Source organism: Massilia sp. (assembly GCF_032106685.1).
Taxonomy (GTDB): domain Bacteria; phylum Pseudomonadota; class Gammaproteobacteria; order Burkholderiales; family Burkholderiaceae_D; genus Telluria.
In genome coordinates, this window is sequence record NZ_DAMCPG010000014.1 from 65,647 (window position 1) to 90,695 (window position 25,049).

General features: G+C 65.1%; 18 protein-coding genes. 12 read left to right on the forward strand and 6 right to left on the reverse strand.

The window, feature by feature from the left end; translation table 11 throughout:
- Positions 1 to 7: 7 nt before the first annotated feature.
- Entirely contained in the window at positions 8 to 1,186 is a 1,179-nt protein-coding gene (locus RT688_RS10560) for an acetyl-CoA C-acyltransferase (RefSeq protein ID WP_313704835.1), read from the reverse strand.
- Positions 1,187 to 1,584: 398 nt separating this feature from the next.
- Between RT688_RS10560 and RT688_RS10565 the strand changes: the two genes are divergently transcribed.
- Both RT688_RS10565 and RT688_RS10570 read left to right on the forward strand, forming a co-directional pair.
- Positions 1,585 to 3,285 carry an MFS transporter gene (locus tag RT688_RS10565; protein ID WP_313704836.1) on the forward strand — a complete coding sequence of 567 codons (1,701 nt, stop codon included), beginning with the start codon at positions 1,585 to 1,587 and terminating at the stop codon, positions 3,283 to 3,285.
- 205 nt (positions 3,286 to 3,490) lie between these two features.
- Entirely contained in the window at positions 3,491 to 4,975 is a 1,485-nt protein-coding gene (locus RT688_RS10570) for a hypothetical protein (protein ID WP_313704837.1), read from the forward strand.
- Between the two features lie 282 nt (positions 4,976 to 5,257).
- On the opposite strand, the gene RT688_RS10575 is transcribed toward RT688_RS10570, so the two are convergent.
- From RT688_RS10575 to RT688_RS10585, 3 genes are all read right to left on the reverse strand, one after another.
- On the reverse strand, positions 5,258 to 5,878 hold the full coding sequence (locus RT688_RS10575; protein ID WP_313704838.1) for a metalloregulator ArsR/SmtB family transcription factor: 621 nt from the start codon (positions 5,876 to 5,878) through the stop codon (positions 5,258 to 5,260).
- The gene (locus RT688_RS10580; protein ID WP_313704839.1) at positions 5,875 to 7,098 is read right to left on the reverse strand and encodes an MFS transporter; all 1,224 of its coding nucleotides are present in this window, start codon (positions 7,096 to 7,098) and stop codon (positions 5,875 to 5,877) included. Before RT688_RS10580 ends, RT688_RS10575 begins: the two co-directional genes overlap by 4 nt.
- Positions 7,099 to 7,455: 357 nt before the next feature.
- Positions 7,456 to 9,543 carry a 3-hydroxyacyl-CoA dehydrogenase NAD-binding domain-containing protein gene (locus RT688_RS10585; RefSeq protein WP_313704840.1) on the reverse strand — a complete coding sequence of 696 codons (2,088 nt, stop codon included), beginning with the start codon at positions 9,541 to 9,543 and terminating at the stop codon, positions 7,456 to 7,458.
- 201 nt (positions 9,544 to 9,744) lie between these two features.
- Here RT688_RS10585 and arfB point away from each other — a divergent pair, with 201 nt between their 5' ends.
- From arfB to RT688_RS10605, 4 genes are all read left to right on the forward strand, one after another.
- Complete coding sequence (gene arfB / locus RT688_RS10590; protein WP_313704841.1) at positions 9,745 to 10,143, forward strand: alternative ribosome rescue aminoacyl-tRNA hydrolase ArfB; 399 nt, start codon at positions 9,745 to 9,747, stop codon at positions 10,141 to 10,143.
- A 44-nt stretch (positions 10,144 to 10,187) separates the two neighbouring features.
- A complete protein-coding gene (locus RT688_RS10595; protein ID WP_313704842.1) occupies positions 10,188 to 10,985 on the forward strand; it encodes a hypothetical protein in 798 nt (265 codons plus the stop codon).
- 128 nt (positions 10,986 to 11,113) lie between these two features.
- Positions 11,114 to 11,710: an MEDS domain-containing protein gene (locus RT688_RS10600; RefSeq protein ID WP_313704843.1), complete on the forward strand. Its 597-nt coding sequence runs from the start codon at positions 11,114 to 11,116 to the stop codon at positions 11,708 to 11,710.
- Complete coding sequence (locus RT688_RS10605; protein ID WP_313704844.1) at positions 11,711 to 13,543, forward strand: putative bifunctional diguanylate cyclase/phosphodiesterase; 1,833 nt, start codon at positions 11,711 to 11,713, stop codon at positions 13,541 to 13,543. It abuts the gene before it with no gap.
- A gap of 24 nt (positions 13,544 to 13,567) precedes the next feature.
- On the opposite strand, the gene RT688_RS10610 is transcribed toward RT688_RS10605, so the two are convergent.
- Positions 13,568 to 15,220 (reverse strand): 3-(methylthio)propionyl-CoA ligase, encoded by a 1,653-nt coding sequence (locus RT688_RS10610; RefSeq protein ID WP_313704845.1) that lies wholly within the window; start codon positions 15,218 to 15,220, stop codon positions 13,568 to 13,570.
- A 284-nt stretch (positions 15,221 to 15,504) separates the two neighbouring features.
- Here RT688_RS10610 and RT688_RS10615 point away from each other — a divergent pair, with 284 nt between their 5' ends.
- The 6 genes from RT688_RS10615 to RT688_RS10640 all read left to right on the forward strand — a co-directional run bounded on the left by RT688_RS10615 (position 15,505) and on the right by RT688_RS10640 (position 20,160).
- A complete protein-coding gene (locus RT688_RS10615) occupies positions 15,505 to 16,968 on the forward strand; it encodes a protein adenylyltransferase SelO family protein (RefSeq protein ID WP_313704863.1) in 1,464 nt (487 codons plus the stop codon).
- Between the two features lie 78 nt (positions 16,969 to 17,046).
- Positions 17,047 to 17,442 (forward strand): peptide-methionine (R)-S-oxide reductase MsrB, encoded by a 396-nt coding sequence (gene msrB, locus RT688_RS10620; protein WP_313704846.1) that lies wholly within the window; start codon positions 17,047 to 17,049, stop codon positions 17,440 to 17,442.
- Between the two features lie 25 nt (positions 17,443 to 17,467).
- On the forward strand, positions 17,468 to 18,100 hold the full coding sequence (locus RT688_RS10625) for a septation protein A (RefSeq protein ID WP_313704847.1): 633 nt from the start codon (positions 17,468 to 17,470) through the stop codon (positions 18,098 to 18,100).
- Positions 18,097 to 18,399, forward strand: coding sequence for a BolA family protein (locus RT688_RS10630; protein WP_313704848.1), 303 nt, complete (start codon positions 18,097 to 18,099; stop codon positions 18,397 to 18,399). Before RT688_RS10625 ends, RT688_RS10630 begins: the two co-directional genes overlap by 4 nt.
- Positions 18,400 to 18,505: 106 nt before the next feature.
- Entirely contained in the window at positions 18,506 to 19,288 is a 783-nt protein-coding gene (locus tag RT688_RS10635) for a peptidyl-prolyl cis-trans isomerase (RefSeq protein WP_313704849.1), read from the forward strand.
- Between the two features lie 92 nt (positions 19,289 to 19,380).
- The gene (locus RT688_RS10640) at positions 19,381 to 20,160 is read left to right on the forward strand and encodes a peptidyl-prolyl cis-trans isomerase (protein WP_313704850.1); all 780 of its coding nucleotides are present in this window, start codon (positions 19,381 to 19,383) and stop codon (positions 20,158 to 20,160) included.
- A 756-nt stretch (positions 20,161 to 20,916) separates the two neighbouring features.
- Here the strand turns inward: RT688_RS10640 and purL are convergent.
- Complete coding sequence (purL, locus tag RT688_RS10645) at positions 20,917 to 24,942, reverse strand: phosphoribosylformylglycinamidine synthase (protein WP_313704851.1); 4,026 nt, start codon at positions 24,940 to 24,942, stop codon at positions 20,917 to 20,919.
- Positions 24,943 to 25,049: the final 107 nt, after the last annotated feature.

Here is a 25,049-nt window from a genome sequence, read left to right on the forward strand (position 1 = left end):
GGCACGGTCAGAGGACCTCGAACAGCCCCGCCGCGCCCTGGCCGCCGCCGATGCACATCGTCACCACGACGTACTTCACGCCGCGGCGCTTGCCCTCGATCAGCGCATGGCCGACCAGGCGCGCCCCCGAGACGCCATAGGGGTGGCCGACCGCGATCGCGCCGCCGTTCACGTTCAGGCGCTTCATCGGGATGCCGAGCTTGTCGGCGCAATACAGCACCTGTACGGCGAAGGCCTCGTTCAGCTCCCACAGGCCGATGTCGTCGACCGTGAGGCCCGCTTTCTGCAGCAGCTTCGGCACCGCGAACACAGGGCCGATGCCCATCTCGTCGGGCTCGCAGCCGGCCACCGCGAAGCCGCGGAACACGCCCAGCGGCGCCAGGCCCTTCGCTTCGGCCATGCGCCGGCTCATCACGATCGAGACCGAGGCGCCGTCCGAGAACTGGCTGGCATTGCCGGCGGTGATCACGCCGCCCGGCAGCGCGCTGCGGATCTTGCTCACGCCTTCGATGGTGGTGTCAAGCCGGATGCCCTCGTCGGCGGCGATCGTCACCTCGCGCGTCAGCAGTCGCCCCGATGCCTTGTCGGCCACGCCCATCACGGTCGTCATCGGCACGATCTCGGCGTCGAAACGGCCGGCGGCCTGGGCGGCGGCTGCGCGCTGCTGGCTCTGCACGCCGTAGGCGTCCTGGCGCTCCTTGGCGACTCCATAGCGCTTCGCGACCATCTCGGCCGTCTGCAGCATCGACCAGTAGATTTCCGGTTTCTGGGCGCGCAGCGCCGGGTCGCGCAGCATGTGGGTATTCATTTCCTGCTGCACGCAGGAGATTGACTCGACGCCGCCGGCGGCAAAGATTTCGCCTTCGCCGGCCAGCACGCGCTGGGCGGCCAGGGCGATGGTCTGCAGGCCGGAAGAACAGAAGCGGTTGACGGTCATGCCCGGCACCGTGACCGGGCAGCCGGCGCGCAGCGCGATCTGGCGCGCGATGTTGCCGCCGGTGGCGCCTTCCGGATTGGCGCAACCCATGATCACGTCCTCGACCTCGCCGGCCGCGATGCCGGCGCGCTCGATGGCGGCGGCGAGCACGTGGCCGCCGAGGGTCGCGCCATGGGTCATGTTGAAGGCTCCCTTCCACGACTTGGCCAAGCCGGTGCGGGCGGTCGATACGATGACGGCGTCTTGCATTCTGGTCTCCCTGGTGTTGGTGTATGTGGTGTTCGATGCGATGTCCGACCGGATGAGAATAGCACAAGATTAGTACGGTCGTTCGCAAATCTTGACGCTTGCGCCTCATCATATGCAACCGGGATTTTCCGGCACGCGGGAGCGGTCGAATGTTCGGTAAACGCAGGGACGGTGCCGCCCTGTCGCCGTCTTCGCAGGTCGGCGAACGCGTATTGCCACCGCTACGCAAGCAGCCTCGTCAACCATCAGTAAGTTTGCAGTAAGTTTGCAGTAAGTTTGGAGCAAGCATGACGTAAGTTTAACGGTCCACACTCCGTTCCAGGCTGACCAGAATCCTGCACAGACAGGTTCCACGTCCGGCTATCCGAGACCTACATGACTATACGGAGACACACAAAATGGCTATCACACCCGGCATGACCGCGGGCGGGAAGGCAGTACCTTCCTCCCAGGGGATGACCAAGGAAGAACGCAAGGTGATCTTTGCGTCCTCGCTTGGCACCGTGTTCGAATGGTACGACTTCTACCTCTACGGTTCGCTCGCCGCCATCATCGGCAAACAGTTCTTCCTGGGCGACCCGACCACCTCCTTCATCTTCGCCCTGCTCACCTTCGCCGCCGGCTTCATCGTGCGTCCATTCGGCGCGCTCGTGTTCGGCCGCCTCGGCGACATGATCGGCCGCAAATACACCTTCCTGGTCACCATCCTCATCATGGGCGGCTCGACCTTCCTCGTCGGCCTGCTGCCGGGCCACGCCTCAATCGGCATCGCGGCGCCGATCATCCTGGTCACCCTGCGCATCCTGCAAGGCCTGGCGCTGGGCGGCGAATACGGCGGCGCGGCGACCTACGTCGCCGAGCACGCGCCTGAGGGCAAGCGCGGCTACTTCACCGCCTTCATCCAGACCACCGCGACCATGGGCCTGTTCCTGTCGCTGCTGGTCATCCTGGGCACCCGCACCGCCGTCGGCGAAGAGGAATTCGCGGCCTGGGGCTGGCGCATCCCCTTCCTGGTCTCCGTCCTGCTGCTGGGCGTCTCGGTGTGGATCCGGATGTCGATGAACGAGTCTCCGGCCTTCGCCAAGATGAAAGCCGAAGGCAAGACCTCGAAGGCGCCGCTGTCGGAAGCCTTCCTGAACTGGAAGAACGGCAAGATCGTCCTGCTGGCCCTGGTCGGCCTGACGATGGGCCAGGCCGTGGTGTGGTACACCGGCCAGTTCTACGCCCTGTTCTTCCTGACCCAGACCCTGAAGATCGACGGCCCGACCGCGAACATCCTGATCGCCATCGCCCTGCTGCTGGCCACCCCGTTCTTCCTGTTCTTCGGCTGGCTGTCCGACAAGATCGGCCGCAAGTGGATCATCCTGGGCGGCTGCGTCATCGCCGCGGCCACCTACTTCCCGATCTTCAAGGCCATCACCCACTACGGCAACCCGGCCCTGGAGCAGGCAATCAACAGCTCGCCGGTCGTGGTCGTCGCCGACCCGGCATCGTGCAACTTCCAGGTCGACCCGAGCGGCACCCGCAAATTCCCGGCTTCCTGCGACATCGCCAGCCGCATGCTGACCAACGCCTCGGTGAACTACACCACCGTCGAGGCGCCGGCCGGCACCGTGGCCAGCGTCAAGGTCGGCGACCAGGTCTTCCAGGGCTTCAACGCCACCATGACGCCTGACGGCCTGGACTTCGACAAGGACAGCAAGGCCAAGGAAGCCGCCCTCAAGAAGGACGTGACCGCCGCCCTGAAAGCCGCCGGCTATCCGGAAAAGGCCGACCCGGCCCAGATCAACAAGCCGATGCTGGTCCTGCTGCTGTTCATCCTGGTCATCTACGTGACCATGGTCTACGGCCCGATCGCCGCCATGCTGGTCGAGATGTTCCCGACCCGTATCCGCTACAGCTCGATGTCCCTGCCCTACCACATCGGTAACGGCTGGTTCGGCGGCCTGCTGCCGACCATCTCGTTTGCCCTGGTGGCGGCCAACGGCAACATCTACTACGGCCTCTGGTATCCGATCATCATCGCCCTGATCACCGTCGTGATCGGCGCCCTGTTCGTTCGCGAAACCAAGGACAACAACATCTACGCCACCGACTGACGCGGGAGCGACTGTCGGAAATGAAAATGCCGCTGGAGACAGCGGCATTTTTTATGGATGCATAGCTCTTCACCTGTTCCTAAAAACCGATTTGGGAGCGATCGCGAGGATGACCAAGGTCTACTATGCACTCTCGAGAAAACAAGATAAGCTAGATTCCATTATTCGCTGTCGATCATGGCATTCATTCCACGTCCGTTCGAACATGAATCGAAACAATCGTATTAGGCCTTTTCCGTTCGCGAGCAAATCATTCTCTTCCGATGAGAATCCTTGGAGCACCCTAAAAGATGCAAGCGGCACCACACCAACAGAAAACCAGCTATTACACCTTGCACGCACCACATTCCTTTCTCTCTGGAGTTTCCCAAACGTCTACACCGACGAAGGGAGGCGTAGCGCGAGCAGTGACGGGAAGGAACTTTGCGATTTAATGGTCGTCTTCGGAGACGATGTCCTGTTGTTCTCGGATAAAAACTGCGCGTTTCCATCCATAAGCGACTTGAATCTTGCTTGGAGCCGATGGTATCGGCGGGCCGTCGAAAAGTCAGCGAAGCAGCTTGCGGGAGCAGAAAGCTGGATACGGCGCTTCCCCAACAGGATATTCCTTGACGCGAAATGCGGCAAGACGCTTCCTGTAGAGCTTCCACCATTAGAACGACGGCGAGTTCATTTGATAGCAGTTGCACATGGCGCAAGCGACGCTGCGATCAAATATTGGGAGTCATTCGCTCCCGGCAGCAATGGGACACCAATCATCGACACCCATTTAGTTGGGCGACAACATGAAGCTAAGCCGTTTACAGTCGGTTGGCCGTTGGTGAACAAGCGGTTTGTGCACGTTTTCGACGATCATACCATTTCGCTTGTGCTCGGTGAACTAGACACGTTGAGTGACTTCGTCAATTACCTGACCAAAAAACAGGAGCTTTTCGAAAAGAGCAGCTGTGAATTCTTAATCACGGGTGAGGAGGAACTTTTAGCCACCTATTTATCCAGCACTGATCCAAAAACAAAAGAACACCGGTTTCCGACTTTCCCAGAAAATCATCTCGTGTTCCTGGATGAGGGAAACTGGAGCAAACTGAAGTCCAGCGTCGAATATCGTGCGCGAGCCGCAGCCAACGAACTCAGTTACTTGTGGGACGACCTGATCGAATATCAGGCTTCACACATGATGTGTGGGAGCTCGGATTTCCTTGCAGTAGCCGCATCAAAAGGGTCTGAAGAGATAGTGCTTCGCGTGATGGCGAGTGAGAAGCGCATGAAGAGAAGAATCCTGGGCGAGTCGATTCATTACCTTCGTCGCAAGTCTAATGATTTACTTAGATCCACGCGCAGCATCACGGACAGGCATAGGCGCCGCGTGTATGCAATGCTGGCTTTACCATATTTTCCTGAACAACCCCACGACGCATACCGGAATTATCGCCAGCATCTACTTTACGTCTACTGTGAAGGCGCACTGCTGCAGTTCCCCGAAGCCGAGGAAATAGTAGGTATTGCGTTCGAGAATTACGATAGCGATATCTTCTCGGCAGATTTCCTCTATATACGTACCAACGGCGTGCAACTCGAGCGAGCTGATCAGGCAGAGATTAGAACAAGACTGCGTGAACACGAAATTTGGAACCCTTCGGTTATCTCCAGCGAAATACGTAACGATTCAGAATTTCCTTTTACACCGTAAATATCATCGTCTACTGGCTGCTATACGCCTTTAGATTGTCGAGCGCATTTGTGCAGAATGTCGAAGCAGAAATCGAACAAAAGCTTAGCGTAGAGCGAAGGCTTTCCTATTCGCAATTATAAGAATCCGCGAATCTTGCTGCCTTCCATCACGGTACGCGCTGAGCTCGATACCCATGTGCAACCAGTGCGCGCACTAGAGCTGGTCTAATGCAGAATAGAAAAATACGACATAAGCTGGGTGAATTCCTCCCCAACGCCTCTGCCGCATGCACGCCATACCTTAGGCCTGGCTCACCAGATAAGCACAGCGCCGCGCCCCCGCCAGCTGGTGCTCGATCCTCACCACATTCACCTCCGGCCCCAGCACGCGCCGGAACACGTCCAGCTCGGAGCGGCAGAACTGCTGGCAGGACTGGGCCGCCGCGCAGATCGGGCAATGGTTTTCGAGCAGGAGCATGCTGCCGTCCACGCGCGGCTCGACCTCGGCCATGTAGCCTTCCAGCGAACGCGCCTCGGCCAGCGCCGCCACCTGCTCGTCCAGCGTCGTCGTGGGATCGACACGGCTGCGATAGGCACGCTCGCTGCCCTCCTCGCGCGCCACGATCAGTTTTTCCAGCCCGGCTTCGCCGAACAGCGCACGCACCCCTTCGATCAGGTCGAGCGTCAACTCCGCATGCCGGTCCGGAAAGCGCGCATGACCGGCCTCGGTCAGCTGCCAGCGCCGCACCGGCCGCCCGACCTTGCCCGGCGTGTCGAGAAAGCTCACCAGCCCCTTTTCAACACCGAGTTCGAGCTGGCGCCGTACGCCCATCCCCGTCATGCCGAGCAGGCCGGCCAGCGTTTGCGCGGTCTGTGCGCCGCGCGTCTTCAGCATCATCAGTACCTGGTCAAAAGTATTCATTTGGCCTCCACTTCCAGCGCCGCCGCGCCCTCGACGGCGCGTCCACTCCAGTTGCGCATGGCCAGCGCCGCCCAGGCGGCCAGCAGGCCGCCGACGATCAGCACCAGCCGCGTATCGAGCAGGGTCAGCACGCCGCCCGCCAACGCCATCACGATGTTCGCCAGGCAGAAGGTGGTCGAGAGCAGGCCCATGACCGCGCCCTGGCCGTGCGCCGCGAACCGGTCGGCCGCCCAGCCCTGCATCGTGGCATTGTAGTAAGCGTGCGGCAGGCCGAACAGGACGATCGCCGCCAGGCCGATCCACAAATTACCGAGGCCCACCGCCAGGATCGCCGCCGCGACCAGCCCCGCGTGGCCGCTGGCCCGGCGCCGCGGCTCAAGCGTGCTGGCGCGGCCGGCGAACAGGGCGGCGAACGTCATCAGGGCGCACATGCCCATGTTCACCAGGGCGATCCGGCGCGTGTCGTAGTTGCCGATGTCGACCAGCCAGAGCGGGAAGAATTCGTAGAAGGAGGCGACGCCGCAGGCGTAGGCGAAGTAGACCACGAACAGGGTGTGCAGCGGCGTATGGCGCAGGAGCGTGAGCGCATGGCGTTCGCGCGCGACTGCCCACCAGCTGCCCGCTTGCGGCGCCACCGTTTCGCGGTCCAGCGCCAGCGCCGCCAGGCCGGCGCCGACCAGCAGCGCACCGGCGGCGATGGCGAACGGCAGCGTGATCCCGGCGTCCACCGTGAAGCCGGCCAGCAGCGGCCCCACCAGCCAGCCCAGGTGGAAGGCGCCGTTCAGCCAGGACAGCGCATGGTTGCGCAGGCCGCCCGTCAGCCGCTCGGCCAGCATGGCGCGCATGATGGAGCCATTTCCCTCCAGCAGGCCGGTGACGAAACGCGCCAGCAGGAACAGCGGATACGATTGCGCCACCAGGGCGGCCGCCGTCAGCGCATGCCCGACGGCGGCGCCGATGGCGGTCATCAGCAGCACGCGGCGGCGCCCGAAGCGGTCCGACACCGGGCCCAGCATCGCGCTGCCGAGCAGCAGGCCGACCGGGTTGATCATCAGGGCGATGCCGAACAGGAGCTTGGGCGGCAGGCCGAGGAAGCCGGTCAGCTCATTGACGGCGCCAGCGGCGAACAGCGGCGGCAGGATCGGGTAAGGCAGCGAGGCGCCGGTGGTGGACAACAGTCCGAGCAGGCAGGCGCTGGCGATCAGGAGGACGGTCTTCATGGCCGCTTGAATGAATGGCAATGTCGATATCGTATGCCTGAGTGCGCGATAAGTAAACGGATTTGTTTATTTATTGGTTGGTGGGTCATTTCGCCATTCGATTCGCATGTTCCCGGCCTATCCAGACGCCACGCGTACGGCCACGGATGCGCAGCGGCGCCCGATATCGGCGGACGCGAGAACGGAGCGCGGCGCGTCAATGCACATGGGAGTTGAACGCGTGGGCGGCGCACCAGCCGCGGGCGAGCATGGCGCCGGGTGTAGCCGTCCACCCTACGCGGCATGATCGGACAGCGACGGCAAAAAAAAACGGCGGGCACGCAGGCCCGCCATTTTTTATCGATGCGTAAGAATGCCTCAGCCGTTGAAACCCTTGCCCTCGGCGGCCAGGCGTTCCAGCAGCGGCGCCGGGGTCCAGGCTTCGCCGTGGCGGCCGCGCGCGAACTGCTGGATCCTGGCGAGCACGTTGGCCAGGCCCACCGTGTCCGCGTACAGCATCGGGCCGCCGCGGTGCAGCGGGAAGCCGTAGCCGGTCAGGTAGACCATGTCGATGTCGGAGGCGCGCAGGGCGATGCCCTCTTCCAGGATGCGCGCGCCCTCGTTCGCCAGCGCGAACACCAGGCGCTGCACGATCTCCTCGTCCGAAATCGTGCGGCGCTCGACGCCGATCTCCTTCGAATAGCCGGCGATCATCTCGTTCACCGCGGCCGAGGCGTGCGGCTTGCGGTCGCCCGCCTGGTAGTCGTACCAGCCGGCGCCGGTCTTCTGGCCGAAGCGGCCCTGTTCGCACAGGCGGTCCGGGATCGGCGAGTACACCAGTTCCGGCGACTCGGCATAGCGGCGCTTGCGGATATACCAGCCGATGTCGTTGCCGGCCAGGTCGCTCATGCGGAACGGGCCCATGGCGAAGCCGAACTTCTCGATCGCCCGGTCCACCTGCTCCGGCAGCGCGCCCTCTTCCAGCAGGAAGAAAGCCTGGCGCAGGTATTGTTCGACCATGCGGTTGCCGATGAAGCCGTCGCACACGCCCGAGACCACGCCGGTCTTGCGGATCTTTTTCGACAGCGCCAGCGCCGTCGCCAGCACATCCTTGCCGGTCTTCGCGCCGCGCACGATCTCCAGCAGCTTCATCACGTTGGCCGGGCTGAAGAAGTGCAGGCCGATCACGTCCTGCGGGCGCGAGGTGACGTCCGCGATCCGGTTCAGGTCCAGGGTCGAGGTGTTGGAGGCCAGGATCGCGCCCGGCTTCATCACCTCGTCCAGCTTGCGGAACACCTGGGCCTTCACCTCCATGTCCTCGAACACGGCTTCGACCACGATGTCGGCCCCGGCGATGTCGTCGAAGGCCATCGTACCGGTGATCAGGGCGATCCGTTGTTCGGCCTTGTCCTGGGCCAGCTTGCCCTTCTTGACCGTATTCTCGTAGTTCTTGCGGATGGTCGCCAGGCCCTTGTCCAGCGCTTCCTGCTTCATTTCCAGGATCGTGACCGGAATGCCGGCGTTCGCGAAGTTCATCGCGATGCCGCCGCCCATGGTGCCGGCGCCGATCACGGCGGCGCGTTCGATCGTGCGGGTCGGGGTGTCGGCCGGGACGTCCGGCACCTTGCTGGCGGCGCGCTCGGCGAAGAAGGCGTGGCGCAGCGCCTTCGATTCGTTGGTCTGGGCCAGCGCCAGGAAGCGCTCGCGCTCGAAGGCCAGGCCGTCCTCGATTTTTTTCGTGACGCTGGCCGCCACGCACTCGACGCATTCGAGCGGCGCCGGGAACGGGCCGGCCATGGCCTTCACGGTATTGCGCGAGAATTGCAGGAAGGCTTCGTGGTTCGGGTAGTCGATCTTCAGGTCGCGCACCTTCGGCAGCGGACGGGCGTCGGCGATGCCGTTCGCGAACTCGACCGCGGCGGCCACCAGGTCGGCGCCTGCATCGAACACGCGGTCGAAGAGTTTCGTCTCGGCCAGCTTTTCCGACATGACCGGATTGCCCGAGACGATCATGTTCAGGCCCTGCTCCAGGCCGACCACGCGCGGCAGGCGCTGGGTGCCGCCGGCGCCCGGCACCAGGCCGATCTTCACTTCCGGCAGGCCGATCTGGGCGCCAGGCAGCGCCACGCGGTAGTGGCAGCCGAGCGAAAGCTCGAGGCCGCCGCCCATGCAGACGCCATGGATCGCCGCCACGACCGGCTTGCCCAGGTTCTCGGCGGTGGCGATCAGGGTGTGCAGCGTCGGTTCGGTCAGGGCCTTGGGCGAATTGAATTCGCGGATGTCGGCGCCGCCCGAGAACACCTTGCCGGCGCCGGTGATGACAACCGCCCGCACGGCATCGTCGCTTTCCGCGCGGCGCAGCGCCGCCACGGCCGCCGTGCGGGTTTCCAGGCCGAGGCCGTTGACCGGCGGATTGTTCAGGGTGATGACGGCAACGCTGCCGTGAACGACGTAGTCTGCACTCATGTCTCTTCCTTGTTTGTAGTTGAACCGCTGTGAGCTGCGCTTTGTGTATCGTACTTCTGAACTATAACGCAAAAAAGTACGATCGTCTTATTTCTTCGTCATGCCGGCCAGTGCTACCCGCCCGGGGTGGGCGCAAGGGTTTTCCGGTTATCATTTGGCCATGCAAGCCAAGAAAGCGGCCCAGGCCTCCCCCACCGATCCATGAAGATAATGCTTGACCCGGCCGAAGTCGAGTTCAGCGCGATCCGCGCCCAGGGTCCCGGCGGCCAGAACGTCAACAAGGTCTCGTGCGCGGTGCATGCGCGCTTCGACGCCCACGCTTCCTCCCTGCCCGAGGCTGTCAAGGAACGCCTGCTGGCGGCGCGCGACAGCCGCATCACCCAGGACGGCGTGGTCGTGCTGAAGGCCCAGGCCGCGCGCAGCCTGGAGCAGAACAAGGAAGACGCCCTGCGCCGCCTGCAGGACATCATCGACGCCGCGGCCGTCGCGCCAATCGTGCGCCGTCCGACCAGACCCACGCGCGGCTCGCAGCGGCGCCGCCTCGACGCCAAGACGAAGAGCGGCGCGGTCAAGCTGCTGCGCCGCAAAGTCATCGAATGAACCAGGTGGCGCGCTGGCGCGTGCCCCGCCTCCAGAGGAAAACCATGCTGAAACTGATCCAGGAACTGATGCGGCTCTACCTGCCGGAAGGAACGGTCACCGAGGAGGCGCTGCAGGCGCACATCCTCGGCCAGCAGACCCTGCCGGTGGACGTCACCACGTCCGGCGGCCTGACGCGCGCCATCGCCATCCCCTTCCACCGCATCCCGAAACTCGAGGAAGGCCGCCACTGGACCCTGCTGTGCGAGGTCGCCCATGCCCTGCAAAGCGAGCTGGACTTGCCGGCGCCGGCGGTCAGCATCGCCAGCGTCGACGGCTTCTGCCTCTGGCTGTCGCTGGCCGTGCCCCTGCCTTCGCTGCAGGCCGGCCAGTTCGTCGAGCTGCTGCGCCAGGCTTATTTTGCCGAGATGGAACCGGTGATCGGCACGCCCGCCGAGCTGCCGCCCTGCCTGAACCGCGAAACCGGGCGCTGGTCGGCCTTCATCAATCCGGGCATGGGCGCTTCCTTCATCGGCGAGCCCGGGCTCGAGATCGCGCCGCCCCAGGCGGCCCAGGCCGGCTTCCTTGAAGGGCTGGAAAGCATCACCCCTGTCCAGTTCGACCGCGCCCTGGCCCGCCTGCTGGCGCGCGATGCGGCGCCCGCCGCCGATGCCGCCGCGGCCGCGCCTGCCGAAACGGCGGCGACCTGCGCCACTCCGGCCCCGACCGCGGTCCGTAGCGCGGCAACGCCCGACGGCCTGCTGCTGAAGGACGCCACCCTGGAGGACATCGTGCGCCACCTGCACGCGTTGAACATCGAGCCCACCTTCCGCCACCTGCTCCCGCCCCCGGGCACGGCCTGAGCCGGCGCGCCGGGCGCACGGCCCCGTGCGGCGCGCGCCTGGCCGCGGCGTGCGTCGCCGGTCCGCCTGCCGGTGTATCCTGAACACATCGCGCCCATTCATGGGCTCGCCACCACAAGGAGCGCCGCATGACGGACCCATGCCGCCACATCTGCCTCGGCTTCACCGAGGAACGATATCCTGAAGGCATACACATCTGTTATCTGTACAACAGCGACGAGGAGCGCAAGCGCATCCTGCCGCTGTTCGCGCGCCAGGCCCTGCGCGAGAACGAGGCCTTCGGCTACATGGCCGACGTGCCCGCGCGCGCCGACCTGCCCGGCGCCATCGAGCAACTCGACCTGGGCGCCCTCCTCAAGGGAGCGCCCGGGCAGGTCCACCTGTCGACCGCGATGGAGGGCTATTACCCGAACGGCGGCTTCGATCCCGACACCCTGCTGGCCGGCCTGCGCGCCAGGTATGCCCAGGCGCGCGCCGCCGGCCTGGACGGCGTCCGGGTGGCCGGCGAGATGGACTGGGCGCTGCGCGGCGTGCCGGGAACCGAGCGCATCATCGAATGCGAGTCGCGCCTGAATCGATTGGTCGAAGAAACCCCAATCACCGTGATGTGCCAGTACGACCTGCGCAAGTTCGACGGCGCCATGATGTTCGACGTGATGAACGTGCATCCGGTGATGATCGTCGGCGGCCACATCCTGCGCAATCCGTTTTACCAGCGCAGCTAGATGGATGCCCAGGCCAGCGCCCACGAGAAAGAACCGAGCGCCGCGGTGCTCGGGCGGCTGCTGGTCATCCAGCAGGCGATCGACGCCATTCCCGACGAGATCCGCATGGCCGACTTCGTGCGCCGCGCGCTGGCCGGCGTGCCCGGCATCGCCGATGTTTTCCTGCACCTCGAAGGCGTGAACCAGCCCGATCCGCAGCTAGCCGTCCTGCTGGCGCGCTGCGCGACCGGCATTCCCGAGCAGCCCACCCACAACCTCCAGCGCGAGCTGGAGCCCGGCATCCAGTGCTTCCCGATGGACGCGCCGGGGCAGCACCTGGGCTGCCTGGTCATCCACATCGCCGACCAGGCAGCCCTGCGGCCCTACCTGCCGTTCCTGAGCAATATTTCGAGCGCCATCAACCGCGTCGTCGTCTCGCGCCGCTACCAGGCGCGGCTGGCCCAGCTCAACGAGGAGCTGCGCGAGGCGCGCGACACCCTGGAAATGCGCGTGGCCGAGCGTACCCGGGAACTGGAATACCGGGCGACCCACGACCCGGTCACGGGCCTCGCGAACCGGGCGCTCCTGATCGACCGCCTGCAGCACGCCATCCTCAACGCCCAGCGCGACGGCAACATGGTGGCGATCGTCTACCTCGACCTGGACAGTTTTTCCTTCATGAATACCGGCCTCGGCAATGCCTGCGGCGACAGCTTCCTGGTCGAGACGGCGCGCCGCCTGTCGCGCCTGCTGCGCGAGAGCGACACCGTGGCGCGCATCGGTTCCGACGAATTCGTGATCCTGCTCGCCGGCCTCGACAACATCGAACGCAGCAGCGTGCGCCTGTCGGCGATGCTGGCGGCGGTGCGCGAACCGGTGCCGCTGGCCGGCAAGGACGTGGTGGTCACCGCCAGCATCGGCGCCTGCGTCTACCCGCTCGACGGCGGCGAGGCCGAGCTCCTGCTGCGGCGCGCCAACACGGCGATGCACCGGGCCAAGGCCTCGGGCAAGGACAACGTCCAGTTCTACGCCAGCACCCGTGACGCCCCGGTGGCCGAGCGCATGGAGCTGGAAAGCGAACTGCGCCAGGCGATTCCCGCCGGCGAACTGATGCTCCACTACCAGCCGAAGCTCGACGTCGCCACCAACCGCTACGTCGGCGCCGAGGCGCTGGTGCGGTGGCAGCACCCGAGGCGCGGCCTGCTGCCGCCCGGCCGCTTCATTCCGATCGCCGAGGATTCGGCGCTGATCGTCGCCCTCGGCGAACATGTGCTGCGCCGCGCCTGCCTGCAGGCGCGCCTGTGGCAGGAAGCGGGATACGCGGGGATGACGGTGGCGGTGAACGTGGCGGCGCGCCAGCTGCGCGACGAGCGGATCGTCGACACCGTGGCGCAGGTGCTGCGCGATACCGGCCTGGCGCCGGCCTCGCTCGAACTGGAGATCACGGAAAGCTCGATCATGCACGACCTCGCCCATGCCAGCGCCCTGCTGCACGAGCTCAAGCGCCTGGGGGTGACGATCTCGATCGACGACTTCGGCACCGGCTACTCCAGCCTCAGCGCCCTGCGCAACTTCCCTGCGGATAAACTGAAGATCGACCGCTCCTTCGTGCACGAGATCGAGACCGTGCCGAGCGCGGCCGCGGTGGCGCTGGCCGTGATCTCGTTCGCCCGCACGCTCGGCATGCGGGTAAACGCCGAGGGCGTGGAAACCCTCGGCCAGGCGAGCTGCCTCAGGAAGCACGGCTGCGACGAACTCCAGGGCTACCTGCTGGCGCGGCCGATGCCGCCCGACGCGCTGCTGCCGCTGTTCGGGCAGCCGGGCCTGCCGGCCTGGGACGTGCCCGCCGGCTGACCCGCGCGCCGCCTGGATCGGGCGTCAAGCGCTCGGCAGCTGGTGCTCGCGGTACTGGTCGCGCAGGCGGTTCTTCTGGATCTTGCCGGTCGCGCCCATCGGCAGCGCCTCGGTGAAGACCACGTCGTCCGGCAGCCACCACTTCGCGACCTTGCCCTCGAAGAAGCCCAGCAATTCCTCGCGCGAGACTTCCTGTCCCGGACGCTTGACCACCACCAGCAGCGGCCGCTCGTCCCATTTCGGGTGGGTCACGCCGATGCAGGCCGCCTGCAGCACGGCCGGGTGGGCCATCGCGATGTTCTCCAGGTCGATGCTTCCGATCCATTCGCCGCCCGACTTGATCACGTCCTTGCTGCGGTCGGTGATCTGCATGTAGCCGTCGGCGTCGATGGTGGCGACGTCGCCGGTCGGGAACCAGCCGTCCTTGAGCACGTCGCCGCCCTCGCCGCGGAAGTAGCCGGAGACGATCCACGGCCCCTTCACGTACAGGTGGCCGTAGGTCTCGCCGTCCCAAGGCAGTTCCTTGCCGTCGTCGTCGACGATCTTCATGTCGACGCCGTAGATCGCATGGCCCTGCTTCTGCAGGATCTTGCGCTGGGCTTCCTTCGGCAATTCCAGGTGCTTGGCCTGCAGGCCGCCGGTGGTGCCCAGCGGCGACATTTCGGTCATGCCCCAGCCGTGGATCACGTGCACGTCGAGCTTGTCGATCAGGGTGTCCATCATCGCCGGCGGGCAGGCCGAGCCGCCGATCACGGTGCGGCGGAAGGTCGAGAATTTGAGGTCGTTCTGCAGCGCGTAGTTGATGAGGCCCAGCCAGACCGTCGGCACGCCGGCCGAGAAGGTCACCTTCTCGGACTCGAACAGCTCGTACAGCGACTTGCCGTCCAGGGCCGCGCCCGGGAACACCATCTTCGCGCCCGACAGCGGCACCGAGTACGGCAGGCCCCAGGCGTTCACGTGGAACATCGGCACCACCGGCACGATCGTGTCCATGCTCGACACGTTCAGCGAACCCGGCATGCTCGAGGCGTAGGCGTGCAGGATCGTCGAGCGGTGCGAATATAGCGCGCCTTTCGGGTTGCCGGTCGTGCCTGAGGTGTAGCACAGCGAGGCGGCCGAATTCTCGTCGAACTGCGGCCACACGTAGTCGTCGCTGCTGGAGGCGACCAGGTCCTCGTAGCACAGCAGGCTGGCGATCTTCGTCTCCTGCGGCATGTGGGCGCGGTCGCTCATCAGCACGAAGGACTTGACGGTCTTGCAGTGCGGCGCCACCGCCTCGATCAGCGGCAGGAAAGTCAGGTCGAAGAACAGGTACTGGTCTTCGGCGTGGTTGACGATGTAGGCGATCTGCTCGGGATGCAGGCGCGGATTGATCGTGTGCAGCACCGCGCCCGAGCCGGACACCGCGTAGTACAGCTCCATGTGGCGGTAGCCGTTCCAGGCAAGGGTGGCGACGCGGTCGCCGATGCGCACGCCCAGGCCCTCGAGCGCCTTTGCCATGCGGCGCGCGCGCTGTTCGCATTCGCGGTAGGTGTAGCGGTGCAGGTCGCCTTCGACGCGGCGCGAGACGATTTCGTTGTTGCCGTAGTGGCGGGCGGCGAACTCGATGATGCTCGAAATGAGCAGGGGCTGGTCCATCATCTGGCCCATCAGGGGGCTCTTCGGGTAAGGCGTCATCGCTGTCTCCTGTGGTCGTCGCAGTAATCGTTGGCCGTGATCTATATGTCAAGCTCGAACGAGTGTGATTCGAGCTCATGCAGGCCGTCAACATGTTTCGATGCTGCGTCGCAGCAAGCACCAGGCCGGTGCATTTGCGCGTGCCGGAACGATGCGTTACCGGATGTAAGCGCGCTTGCCGATCGTGCGTGCGCGAATAGAATCGGCCCGGTACGGTAGAATCGCGGTATCGATTCGACGCTTGCCGCGACCTTTGTAGAAATCCTTTTCGGACTGGAACTGCCATTACGCCCAACGAGCTCTCCTTCGGCAACGGTTTTGCCGTATTGCCGCCCGCGTTCTACACGCGGCTGATGCCGACGCCGATGCCCGCGCCCTACTTCGTCGCGGCCAGCAGCGGCGCCGCCGCGCTGGTCGGCATCGATCCGGCATGCCTGGCGCAGGACGACTTCGTCGCGGCCTTCACCGGCAACGCGGTGCCGGATGGCGCCCAGCCGCTGGCGGCCGTGTATTCGGGCCACCAGTTCGGCGTCTGGGCCGGCCAGCTCGGCGACGGCCGCGCCATCCTGCTGGGCGACCTGCCCGGCCCCGAGGGCCGCATGGAGCTGCAGCTGAAAGGCGCCGGCAAGACACCATATTCGCGCATGGGCGACGGGCGCGCCGTGCTGCGCTCCTCGATCCGCGAATTCCTGTGCTCGGAAGCCATGGCCGCGCTCGGCATTCCGACCACCCGCGCCCTGGTCGTCACCGGCTCCCAGCAGCGCGTGATGCGCGAGTCGCTCGAGACCGCGGCCGTCGTCACCCGCATGGCGCCCACGTTTGTCCGCTTCGGTTCCTTCGAACACTGGTACTACCGCGACAAGCAGGAGGAGCTGCGCCAGCTCGCCGACTACGTGATCGACGGCTTCTATCCCGATCTGCGCGCCGCCGCGAACCCCTACAAGGAACTGCTGGCGGAAGTCACGCGCCGCACCGCGCGCATGATCGCGCATTGGCAATCGGTCGGCTTCATGCATGGCGTGATGAACACCGACAATATGTCGATCCTCGGCCTGACCCTCGACTACGGCCCCTTCGGCTTCATGGAAGCCTTCGACGTCAACCACATCTGCAACCACACGGACCAGGGCGGCCGCTATTCGTATGCGAACCAGGTCGCGATCGGCCACTGGAACTGCTACGCGCTGGGCAACGCCCTGCTGCCGCTGATCGGCGAGGTCGAGGAGGCCCAGGCGGCGCTCGACGTCTACATGCCGGCGTTCGAAGCGCAGCTCGACGCGCTGCTGCACGCCAAGCTCGGCCTGCATTCGGTGCACGAGGGCGACCGCGCCCTGTTCGACAGCCTGTTCACCATCATGCAGTCCAGCCACGTCGACTTCACCCTGCTGTTCCGGCGCCTGGCCGACCTGAAGGTCGAGCAACCCGGTTCCGAGGAAGGCGTGCGCGACCTGTTCATCGACCGCGCCGCCTTCGACGGCTGGGCCGCGCGCTACCGCGACCGCCTGCGCCTCGAAGCGAGCGACGACGCCGTCCGCCGCGCCGCCATGAACCGGGTCAACCCGAAGTACGTCTTGCGAAACTATCTGGCCCAGCAGGCCATCGAACAGGCACAGAACGGCGACTACAGCGAAGTGCACAAGCTGCTCTCCATCCTCGAGCAACCCTTCGACGAGCAGCCCGAACACGAGCGCTATGCCGCGCTGCCGCCGGACTGGGCGGCGCATCTCGAAGTGAGCTGCTCTTCCTGAATTGCGCTTCCCGACTTGCGCTTCCTGTGCCATGCTTCGCCCGTTCGTGTTTTACCAGGATTAACCAGAAGGACAACCATGACCGATAAAGTGACCAAGACCGACGACGAGTGGCGTGCCAAGCTCGACCCGATCGAGTACCAGGTGACGCGCCACGCCGCCACCGAACGCGCCTTCACCGGCAAGTACTGGGACCACCACGAGCACGGCATCTACCACTGCGTCTGCTGCGACACCCCGCTGTTCGAGTCGGACGCCAAGTTCGAGTCCGGCTGCGGCTGGCCCAGCTACTTCAAGGCGCTCGACCCCGACAACGTGATCGAGAAGGAAGACCGCACCCACGGCATGGTCCGCACCGAGATCATCTGCGCCGTCTGCGACGCCCACCTCGGCCACGTGTTCCCGGACGGCCCGCCGCCGACCGGCCTGCGCTACTGCATCAACTCGGCCGCGCTGCGTTTCGAAGCGCTGTAAGTCTTCCTGCCCATACCGGAACCCCATGAAATTCCTGTTCGACTTCTTTCCGCTGATTCTCTTCTTCGCGGTCTATAAATACGGCACCGGCAACGAGGCCGCCGCCGTCGCCCTCGCCGAAACCTGGCTCGGCGGCATGGTCTCGGGCGGCAAGATCATCGCCAGCCAGGCGCCGATCATGCTCGCCACCGTGGTCGGCATCATCGCCACCGTGCTCCAGGTCGGCTACCTGCTGGTACGCCGGCGCAAGGTCGACACCATGCTCTGGGTCTCCTTCTTCGTGATCGTCGTGTTCGGCGGCGCGACCATCTATTTCCACGACGAGACCTTCATCAAGTGGAAGCCGACCATGCTGTACTGGATCTTCGCGGCGGCCCTGTTCGTCAGCCAGGTCTTCCTCAAGAACAACCTGATGAAGAAGGTGATGCAGGAAGCCCTGCCCCTGCCCGACGAGATCTGGCCGCGCGTGGGCTTCCAGTGGATGGCCTTCCTGTTCTTCCTCGGCGCGCTGAACCTGGTCATGGCCTTCGTGGTCTTCAAGGGCAATACCGGCGCCTGGGTCAACTTCAAGGTGTTCGGCATGACCGCGATCTTCTTCCTGTTCAGCATCGGCCAGGCCATGCTGCTGGTTAAACACGTCCCGCAGGAGGAAGCATGAGCCTGGATAACCGCGTCGACACCCGCGTGGAGCGCATCGAGGCGCGCCTGACCGAAGCCCTGGCGCCGCTCGATCTGGCCGTCGGCGACGACTCGCATCTGCATGCCGGCCACGCCGGCGCCGCCTCCGGCGGAGGCCATTACAGCGTGCGCATCGTGTCCGAGCGCTTCGAGGGACAGAGACTCGTCATGCGCCATCGACTGGTGTATGATGCCGTGCACGATATGATGAAGGCCGAGATCCACGCGCTTGCGATCACGGCCCTTGCGCCGTCCGAGCTCAATGAGGAACTGGACTGAGGCCGGTTCAGGACCGCTTAAGAAATCTGTCGCAAAATTCGATTGCTCAGTAAAAGAACTAAATCAAAATTCCGTCCAAGCAACTCCCTCCCACAGGAACACCATAATGACTTTTAAGCCAGCACGCCTGCTGTTAGCCCTGATCGCCGTTATCGCAGCACCCGCATTCGCCCAGAACCTCGCCGTCGTCAACGGCAAGGCCATCCCGACCTCGCGCGTGGACGCGATCGTGAAGCAGGTGGTCGCGCAAGGCCAGGGCCAGGACTCCCCGCAACTGCGCGAGGCCATCAAGCGCGACCTGATCGCACGCGAAGTGCTGATGCAGGAAGCGATCAAGCAGGGCTACGACAAGAAGCCGGAAGTCAAGCAGGCCCTCGACAGCGCCCGCCAGGCCATCGTCGTCAGCCAACTGGCGCGCGACTACATCGCCAAGAATCCGGTGACCGACGCCGAGATCAAGGCCGAATACGACCGCTTCGCCAAGACCCAGGGCGCCGAGAAGGAATACCACGTGCGCCACATCCTGGTCGACAAGGAAGAAGACGCCAAGGCCATCATCGCCAAGCTGAAGGGCGGCGCCAAGTTCGAAGACCTGGCCAAGCAGAGCAAGGACACCGGTTCGGCCAACAACGGCGGCGACCTCGACTGGGCTCCCCCGTCGGCCTTCCCGGAAGAATTCGCAGCCGGCTTCAGCAAGCTGCAAAAAGGCGGCATCACCGAAACCCCGGTGAAGACCGGCGCCGGCTACCACGTCATCAAGGTCGACGACACCCGCGCCGTGAAGGTGCCGTCGCTGGACGAAGTCAAGTCGCAGATCTCGGAAAGCCTGACCCAGCAGAAGCTGGCGTCGTACCAAGAGGAAATGGTCAAAAAGGCAAAGGTACAGTAAGATGTTGTACCTCCGGCGCGCGCGCTGCCAGCGCCCTGCGCCGGGTTTCGTCGCCAGCGGGCGACTTATCGCGTTTATATAGGATCCGAACAATGATTTTGAAGCCCACCCGCCTGCTGATCGCCATGACCGCGATGGCCGCCGCGCCTGTCGTCTTCGCGCAGAACGTCGCGACCGTGAATGGCAAGCCTATCCCGGCGGCAAAGGTTGACCAGGTGGTCAAGCAGGTCGTCGCCCAGGGCCGCGCCACGGATTCGCCGCAGCTGCGCGAACTGATCAAGAAAGACCTGATCGGCCGCGAAGTCCTGATCCAGGAAGCCGACAAGCAAGGCGTCGGCGCCCGCCCGGACGTCAAGGCGGCGATCGACAATGCGCGCCAGAGCATCATCATCAACGCCATGCTGGCCGACTACGTCAAGAAGAACCCGGTGAAGGATGCCGAGATCAAGGCCGAGTACGACAAGGCAAAGGCCCAGGCGCCGGAGAAGGAATACCACGCCCGCCACATCCTGGTCGAAAAGGAAGACGAAGCCAAGGCGATCATCGCCAAGCTGAAAGGCGGCGCCAAGTTCGAGGAACTGGCCAAGCAGGGCAAGGACGGCACCGCCCAGAACGGCGGCGACCTGGGCTGGGCCGACCCGCGCGGCTTCGTTCCTGAGTTCTCGAAAGCCATGACCTCGCTGCAAAAAGGCGCGATCACCGACACCCCGGTGAAAACCCAGTTCGGCTACCACGTCATCAAGCTGGAAGACGTGCGTCCGGTGCAGGTCCCGCCGCTGGACCAGGTCAAGCAGCAAGTGGCCGAGTCGCTGCAGCAGAAGAAACTGGCGGAATTCCGCGAGTCGCTGATGAAGAAGGCGAAGATCCAGTAATCGTGGATCGAACGAACGAAAAGGCGCTTCCACGGAAGCGCCTTTTTGTTTTTTATGTGCCACGCACCGCAGGGGATTTCGTAGGGTGGACACCCGTGTCCACGCCGTTTCAACACCTGAAGACACGCGACCTGAAGCAAAGCGCGTAGGGTGGGGTCTCGACCCCACGCCGTATGGCCGCGAAGCAGCCGCGAAGCAACCGGCACACGCGCCACCGGCACAGCGGAGGGTCAGTTTCGTAGGGTGGATACCTGTGTCCACGCTGTCTCACCGTCATCAGCCACGCGGCCTGGAGCGAACTTCGCTGGGTCGGGTCTCGCCCCCACGCGGCAAGGCCGCGGAGCACGCGTGAAGCGTTCGGCGCACGAGGCGTCGGCAATGAAGTCCGGCAGAGTGCGCGCAAAGGCCTGGCGTCGTTTTCCAGCGCGGCAGATCGAGCGGTGAGACAGCGTGGGCTCGGGAGCCCACCCTACAGAGACCCAGGCAACGGAGTCCGTGGATCGTCGCGGCAGATCAAGCGATCAGACCGCGTGGGGTCGAGACCCCACCCTACGAAAACCAGCGGCGCGCACGGAGCGTGGACGAACCACTCGCCCTTCCCTATCCACCTTATTTGCCCTCAGCCCGCTTACTCCGCGGCTCGTTGTCCCAGCTCAGCCATCCAAGTCATTGAATTTTTAGGAAGAAACCTTGAAATAAAAAAAGCGCCCCGTCCGGGGCGCCTCTTTTGTGCTTCAGCGAAATGAACGCGGCAACTTAGTCGACCCACTTGCGCGCATTGCGGAACATGCGCATCCACGGGCTATCCTCGCCCCAGCCTTCCGGCGCCCAGGAGTGGACGACGGTGCGGAACACGCGCTCGGCGTGCGGCATCATGGCCGTGAAGCGGCCGTCCGGGGTGGTGACCGCGGTCAGGCCGCCGGGCGAACCGTTCGGGTTGAACGGATAGACCTCGGTCGCCGCGCCGCGGTTGTCGACGTAGCGCAGCGACTGCACGACTTGCGAGAGGTCGCCGGTCTGCGAGAAGTCGGCAAAGCCTTCGCCGTGGGCGATCGCCAGCGGCGCCTGGGTGCCCGCCATGCCGGCGAAGAAGATCGACGGCGAATCGAGCACCTCGACCATGCCGAAGCGGGCCTCGAACTGCTCCGACTTGTTGCGGGTGAACTTCGGCCAGGCGTGGGCGCCCGGGATGATGGGCTTCAGGTTGGCCAGCATCTGGCAGCCGTTGCACACGCCCAGGCCGAAGGTGTCCTGGCGCGCGAAGAAGCGCGCGAACTGCTCGGCCAACTGTTCGTTGAACAGGATGGTCTTGGCCCAGCCCTCGCCCGCGCCCAGCACGTCGCCGTAGGAGAAGCCGCCCACCGCGATCACGCCGTGGAAGTCGTCCAGTCTGGCGCGGCCGGCGATCAGGTCGCTCATGTGCACGTCCACCGCGTTGAAGCCGGCCTTGTGCATTGCCCAGGCGGTCTCGATATGCGAGTTGACGCCCTGCTCGCGCAGGATCGCCACGCGTGGGCGCACGCCCGTCGCGATGAAGGGCGCGGCGATGTCCTCGCTCGGGTCGAAGGTGAGCTTCGGCGACAGGCCCGGGTCCGTCTCGTCCAGCAGGCGCTCGTATTCCTGGTCGGCGCAGGCCGGGTTGTCGCGCAGGCGCGCGATGCGCCAGCTGGTCTCGCTCCACAGGCGGTGCAGGCTGCTGCGCTTTTCAATGTAGATGACCTTCGCGTCGCGCGTGAACTCGACCACGCCGCGATCGTTGACCTTGCCGATGATGTGGCTGCAGGCGCCCAGGTTCAGCTCGCGCAGCACGTTCATCACCGCGCTCTTGTCTTCCGCGCGCACCTGGACCACGGCGCCCAGCTCTTCCGAGAACAGCGCGCGCAGCGTCATCTCGTTGCGTCGCTCGCCGACCTGGCTTGCCCAGTTCTTGGCGTCGCCCCAGTCCGAGGCGTGCTCGCCTTCCATGGTCAGGATGTCGAGATTCACCGAGACGCCGGCGCGGCCGGCGAAGGCCATCTCGCACAGCGTGGCGAACAGGCCGCCGTCCGAACGGTCGTGGTAGGCCAGCAGCTTGCCTTCGGCGTTCAGGCGCTGGATGGCGGCGAAGAAGGCCTTCAGGTCGTCCGGCGAATCGACGTCGGGCACGCTGTCGCCCAACTGCTGGGTGACCTGCGCCAGGCTCGATGCGCCGAGGCGATTCTTGCCGCGGCCGAGGTCGATCAGGATCAGGGTGGTCTCGCCCAGGTCCGTGCGCAGTTGCGGCGTCAGCGAACGGCGCACGTCGGGCACCGGTGCAAAGGCGGATACAATCAGCGAGACCGGCGACAGCACTTCCTTGGCTGCGCCGTCGTCGTTCCATGTTGTGCGCATCGACAGCGAATCCTTGCCGACCGGGATGCTGATGCCCAGCGCCGGGCACAGCTCCATGCCGACCGCCTTCACGGTGTCGAACAGGGCGGCGTCCTGGCCCGGCTGGCCGCAGGCGGCCATCCAGTTGGCGGACAGCTTGATGTCTTCGATCGAGGCGATCGGCGCGGCAGCGATATTCGTGATCGCCTCGCCCACGGCCATGCGGCCCGAAGCGGCGGCGTCGATCACGGCCAGCGGCGTGCGCTCGCCCATGGACATCGCCTCGCCCTGGACACCCTCGTAGCTCATCGCGGTGACGGCGCAGTCGGCCACCGGCACCTGCCACGGGCCGACCATCTGGTCGCGCACGGTCATGCCGCCCACGCTGCGGTCGCCGATGGTGATCAGGAAGGATTTATCCGCCACGGTCGGCAGCAGCAGCACGCGGCGCGCGGCCTCGCCCAACTCGATGCCGGTCAGGTCGACCGGCGGCAGGTCGCGCCGCACGTGCTCGACGGTGCGCTGCATCTTCGGCGGCTTGCCGAGCAGGACTTCCATCGGCATGTCGACTGGGTTATTGCCCATTTCCGGATCGATCACGCGCAGCTGGCGCTCTTCGGTGGCGACGCCGACGACCGCGAACGGGCAGCGCTCGCGCTCGCACAGCGATGCGAATTTCTGCAGGTCGTCGGGCGAGATCGCCAGCACGTAGCGTTCCTGCGATTCGTTCGACCAGATCTCCTTCGGCGCCATGCCGCTCTCCTCGAGCTGGATCTTGCGCAGGTCGAAGGTCGCGCCGCGCTTGGCGTCGTTGACGATTTCCGGGAAGGCGTTCGACAGGCCGCCCGCGCCGACGTCGTGGATCGAGATGATCGGGTTGTCGCCGCCCAGCTGCCAGCAGCCGTTGATGACTTCCTGGGCGCGCCGTTCCATTTCCGGGTTGCCGCGCTGGACCGAGTCGAAATCGAGATCCGCGGTGTTCGTGCCGGTCGCCATCGAGGACGCGGCCGAGCCGCCCATGCCGATGCGCATGCCCGGGCCGCCGAGCTGGATCAGCAGGCTGCCGACCGGGATGTCGTTCTTGTGGGTGTGCTCATCCGCGATGTTGCCGATGCCGCCAGCGATCATGATCGGCTTGTGGTAGCCGTAGACGCCGCCGGCCGCCTGCGCATTCTGCTCGTAGGTACGGAAGTAGCCGCCCAGGACCGGACGGCCGAATTCGTTGCTGAAGGCGGCGCCGCCGAGCGGGCCGTCGATCATGATCTGCAGCGGCGAGGCGATGCGTTCCGGCTTGCCGTAGACCGGTGCGTCGGCTTTTTCGCCCTTGGCTGTCACGTCCGCCGCGTTTTCCCACGGACGCTGGGCGCCTGGCAGCAGCAGGTTCGAGACCGTGAAGCCGGTCAGGCCGGCCTTCGGCTTGGCGCCGCGGCCGGTCGCGCCCTCGTCGCGGATCTCGCCGCCGGCGCCGGTCGAGGCGCCCGGGAATGGCGAGATCGCGGTCGGGTGGTTGTGGGTCTCGACCTTCATCAGGGTGTGCACCAGTTCGCTCGACGGCGCGTATTCGCCGCCCGCGCGCGGGAAGAAGCGCGTCACCGTTGCGCCTTCCATGATCGACGAGTTGTCGCTGTAGGCGACGATCGTGCCTTTCGGCTGCAGCTGGTGCGTGTTCTTGATCATCTGGAACAGCGACTTGTCCTGCTTCACGCCGTCGATCACCCAGTCGGCGTTGAAGATCTTGTGGCGGCAGTGTTCCGAGTTCGCCTGGGCGAACATCATGAGCTCGACATCAGTCGGATTCCGCTCGGCCCTGGTGAAGGCGTCGAACAGGTAGTCGACCTCGTCTTCCGACATCGCCAGGCCGAGTTCCGTATTCGCGCGCACCAGGGCCTCGCGGCCCTGGCCCAGCACGTCGATCGCTTCCAGCGCCTTGCCTTCGAGCTCGTCGAACAGGCGCACGGCCTCGTCGGCGCTGCGCAGCACGGTTTCGGTCATGCGGTCGTGCAGCAGGGCTGCCACCGCCTGGACTTCCTCGTCCGACAGCTTCTTCGGGGCGCCGATGCCGGTGCCCAGGATGCCGCCCTTCAGCACGACCTTGTAGGCCACGCCGCGCTCGATGCGGTGCACGTGCTGCATGCCGCAGTTGTGCGCGATGTCGGTCGCTTTCGAGGCCCACGGCGAGATCGTGCCCAGGCGCGGGATCACGAAGAACGCTTCGGTGGCGCCCTCGTAGAGCGTCTCCGGGACCGGCTCGCCATAGGTGAGCATGGCGCTCAGGCGTTCGGTGTCCGCGGTGGACAGCGGCGCGCTGGCGTCGATGAAGTGGTAGAAGCGGGCCTGGACCGATGCAATCGCGGGAGCGACTGCTTGCAGCTGGTTCAGGAGGCGTTGGCTACGAAATACCGAAAGGGCGTTGGAACCCGGCAGAATCAACATGGCTGGAAGTCGGTTGATGCAGCGTGGCTGCGGGTGAAAGATAGCCCGCTATTATACAGGGTTGACAACACCTTCCTACCCCGGGCGGGCGCCCCCGCGCACGAAGC

Excerpts from the sequence above, each read along its gene's own strand:
- RT688_RS10600 (WP_313704843.1), top strand. The coding sequence starts at position 11,114 with ATGACGGACCCATGCCGCCACATCTGCCTCGGCTTCACCGAGGAACGA.
- msrB (WP_313704846.1), top strand. The coding sequence starts at position 17,047 with ATGACCGATAAAGTGACCAAGACCGACGACGAGTGGCGTGCCAAGCTC.
- RT688_RS10610 (WP_313704845.1), bottom strand. The coding sequence starts at position 15,220 with ATGACGCCTTACCCGAAGAGCCCCCTGATGGGCCAGATGATGGACCAG.
- RT688_RS10570 (WP_313704837.1), top strand. The coding sequence starts at position 3,491 with ATGAATCGAAACAATCGTATTAGGCCTTTTCCGTTCGCGAGCAAATCA.
- RT688_RS10635 (WP_313704849.1), top strand. The coding sequence starts at position 18,506 with ATGACTTTTAAGCCAGCACGCCTGCTGTTAGCCCTGATCGCCGTTATC.
- RT688_RS10630 (WP_313704848.1), top strand. The coding sequence starts at position 18,097 with ATGAGCCTGGATAACCGCGTCGACACCCGCGTGGAGCGCATCGAGGCG.
- RT688_RS10560 (WP_313704835.1), bottom strand. The coding sequence starts at position 1,186 with ATGCAAGACGCCGTCATCGTATCGACCGCCCGCACCGGCTTGGCCAAG.
- RT688_RS10575 (WP_313704838.1), bottom strand. The coding sequence starts at position 5,878 with ATGAATACTTTTGACCAGGTACTGATGATGCTGAAGACGCGCGGCGCA.
- arfB (WP_313704841.1), top strand. The coding sequence starts at position 9,745 with ATGAAGATAATGCTTGACCCGGCCGAAGTCGAGTTCAGCGCGATCCGC.
- RT688_RS10580 (WP_313704839.1), bottom strand. The coding sequence starts at position 7,098 with ATGAAGACCGTCCTCCTGATCGCCAGCGCCTGCCTGCTCGGACTGTTG.
- RT688_RS10625 (WP_313704847.1), top strand. The coding sequence starts at position 17,468 with ATGAAATTCCTGTTCGACTTCTTTCCGCTGATTCTCTTCTTCGCGGTC.
- RT688_RS10585 (WP_313704840.1), bottom strand. The coding sequence starts at position 9,543 with ATGAGTGCAGACTACGTCGTTCACGGCAGCGTTGCCGTCATCACCCTG.
- RT688_RS10605 (WP_313704844.1), top strand. The coding sequence starts at position 11,711 with ATGGATGCCCAGGCCAGCGCCCACGAGAAAGAACCGAGCGCCGCGGTG.
- RT688_RS10565 (WP_313704836.1), top strand. The coding sequence starts at position 1,585 with ATGGCTATCACACCCGGCATGACCGCGGGCGGGAAGGCAGTACCTTCC.
- RT688_RS10640 (WP_313704850.1), top strand. The coding sequence starts at position 19,381 with ATGATTTTGAAGCCCACCCGCCTGCTGATCGCCATGACCGCGATGGCC.
- RT688_RS10595 (WP_313704842.1), top strand. The coding sequence starts at position 10,188 with ATGCTGAAACTGATCCAGGAACTGATGCGGCTCTACCTGCCGGAAGGA.
- purL (WP_313704851.1), bottom strand. The coding sequence starts at position 24,942 with ATGTTGATTCTGCCGGGTTCCAACGCCCTTTCGGTATTTCGTAGCCAA.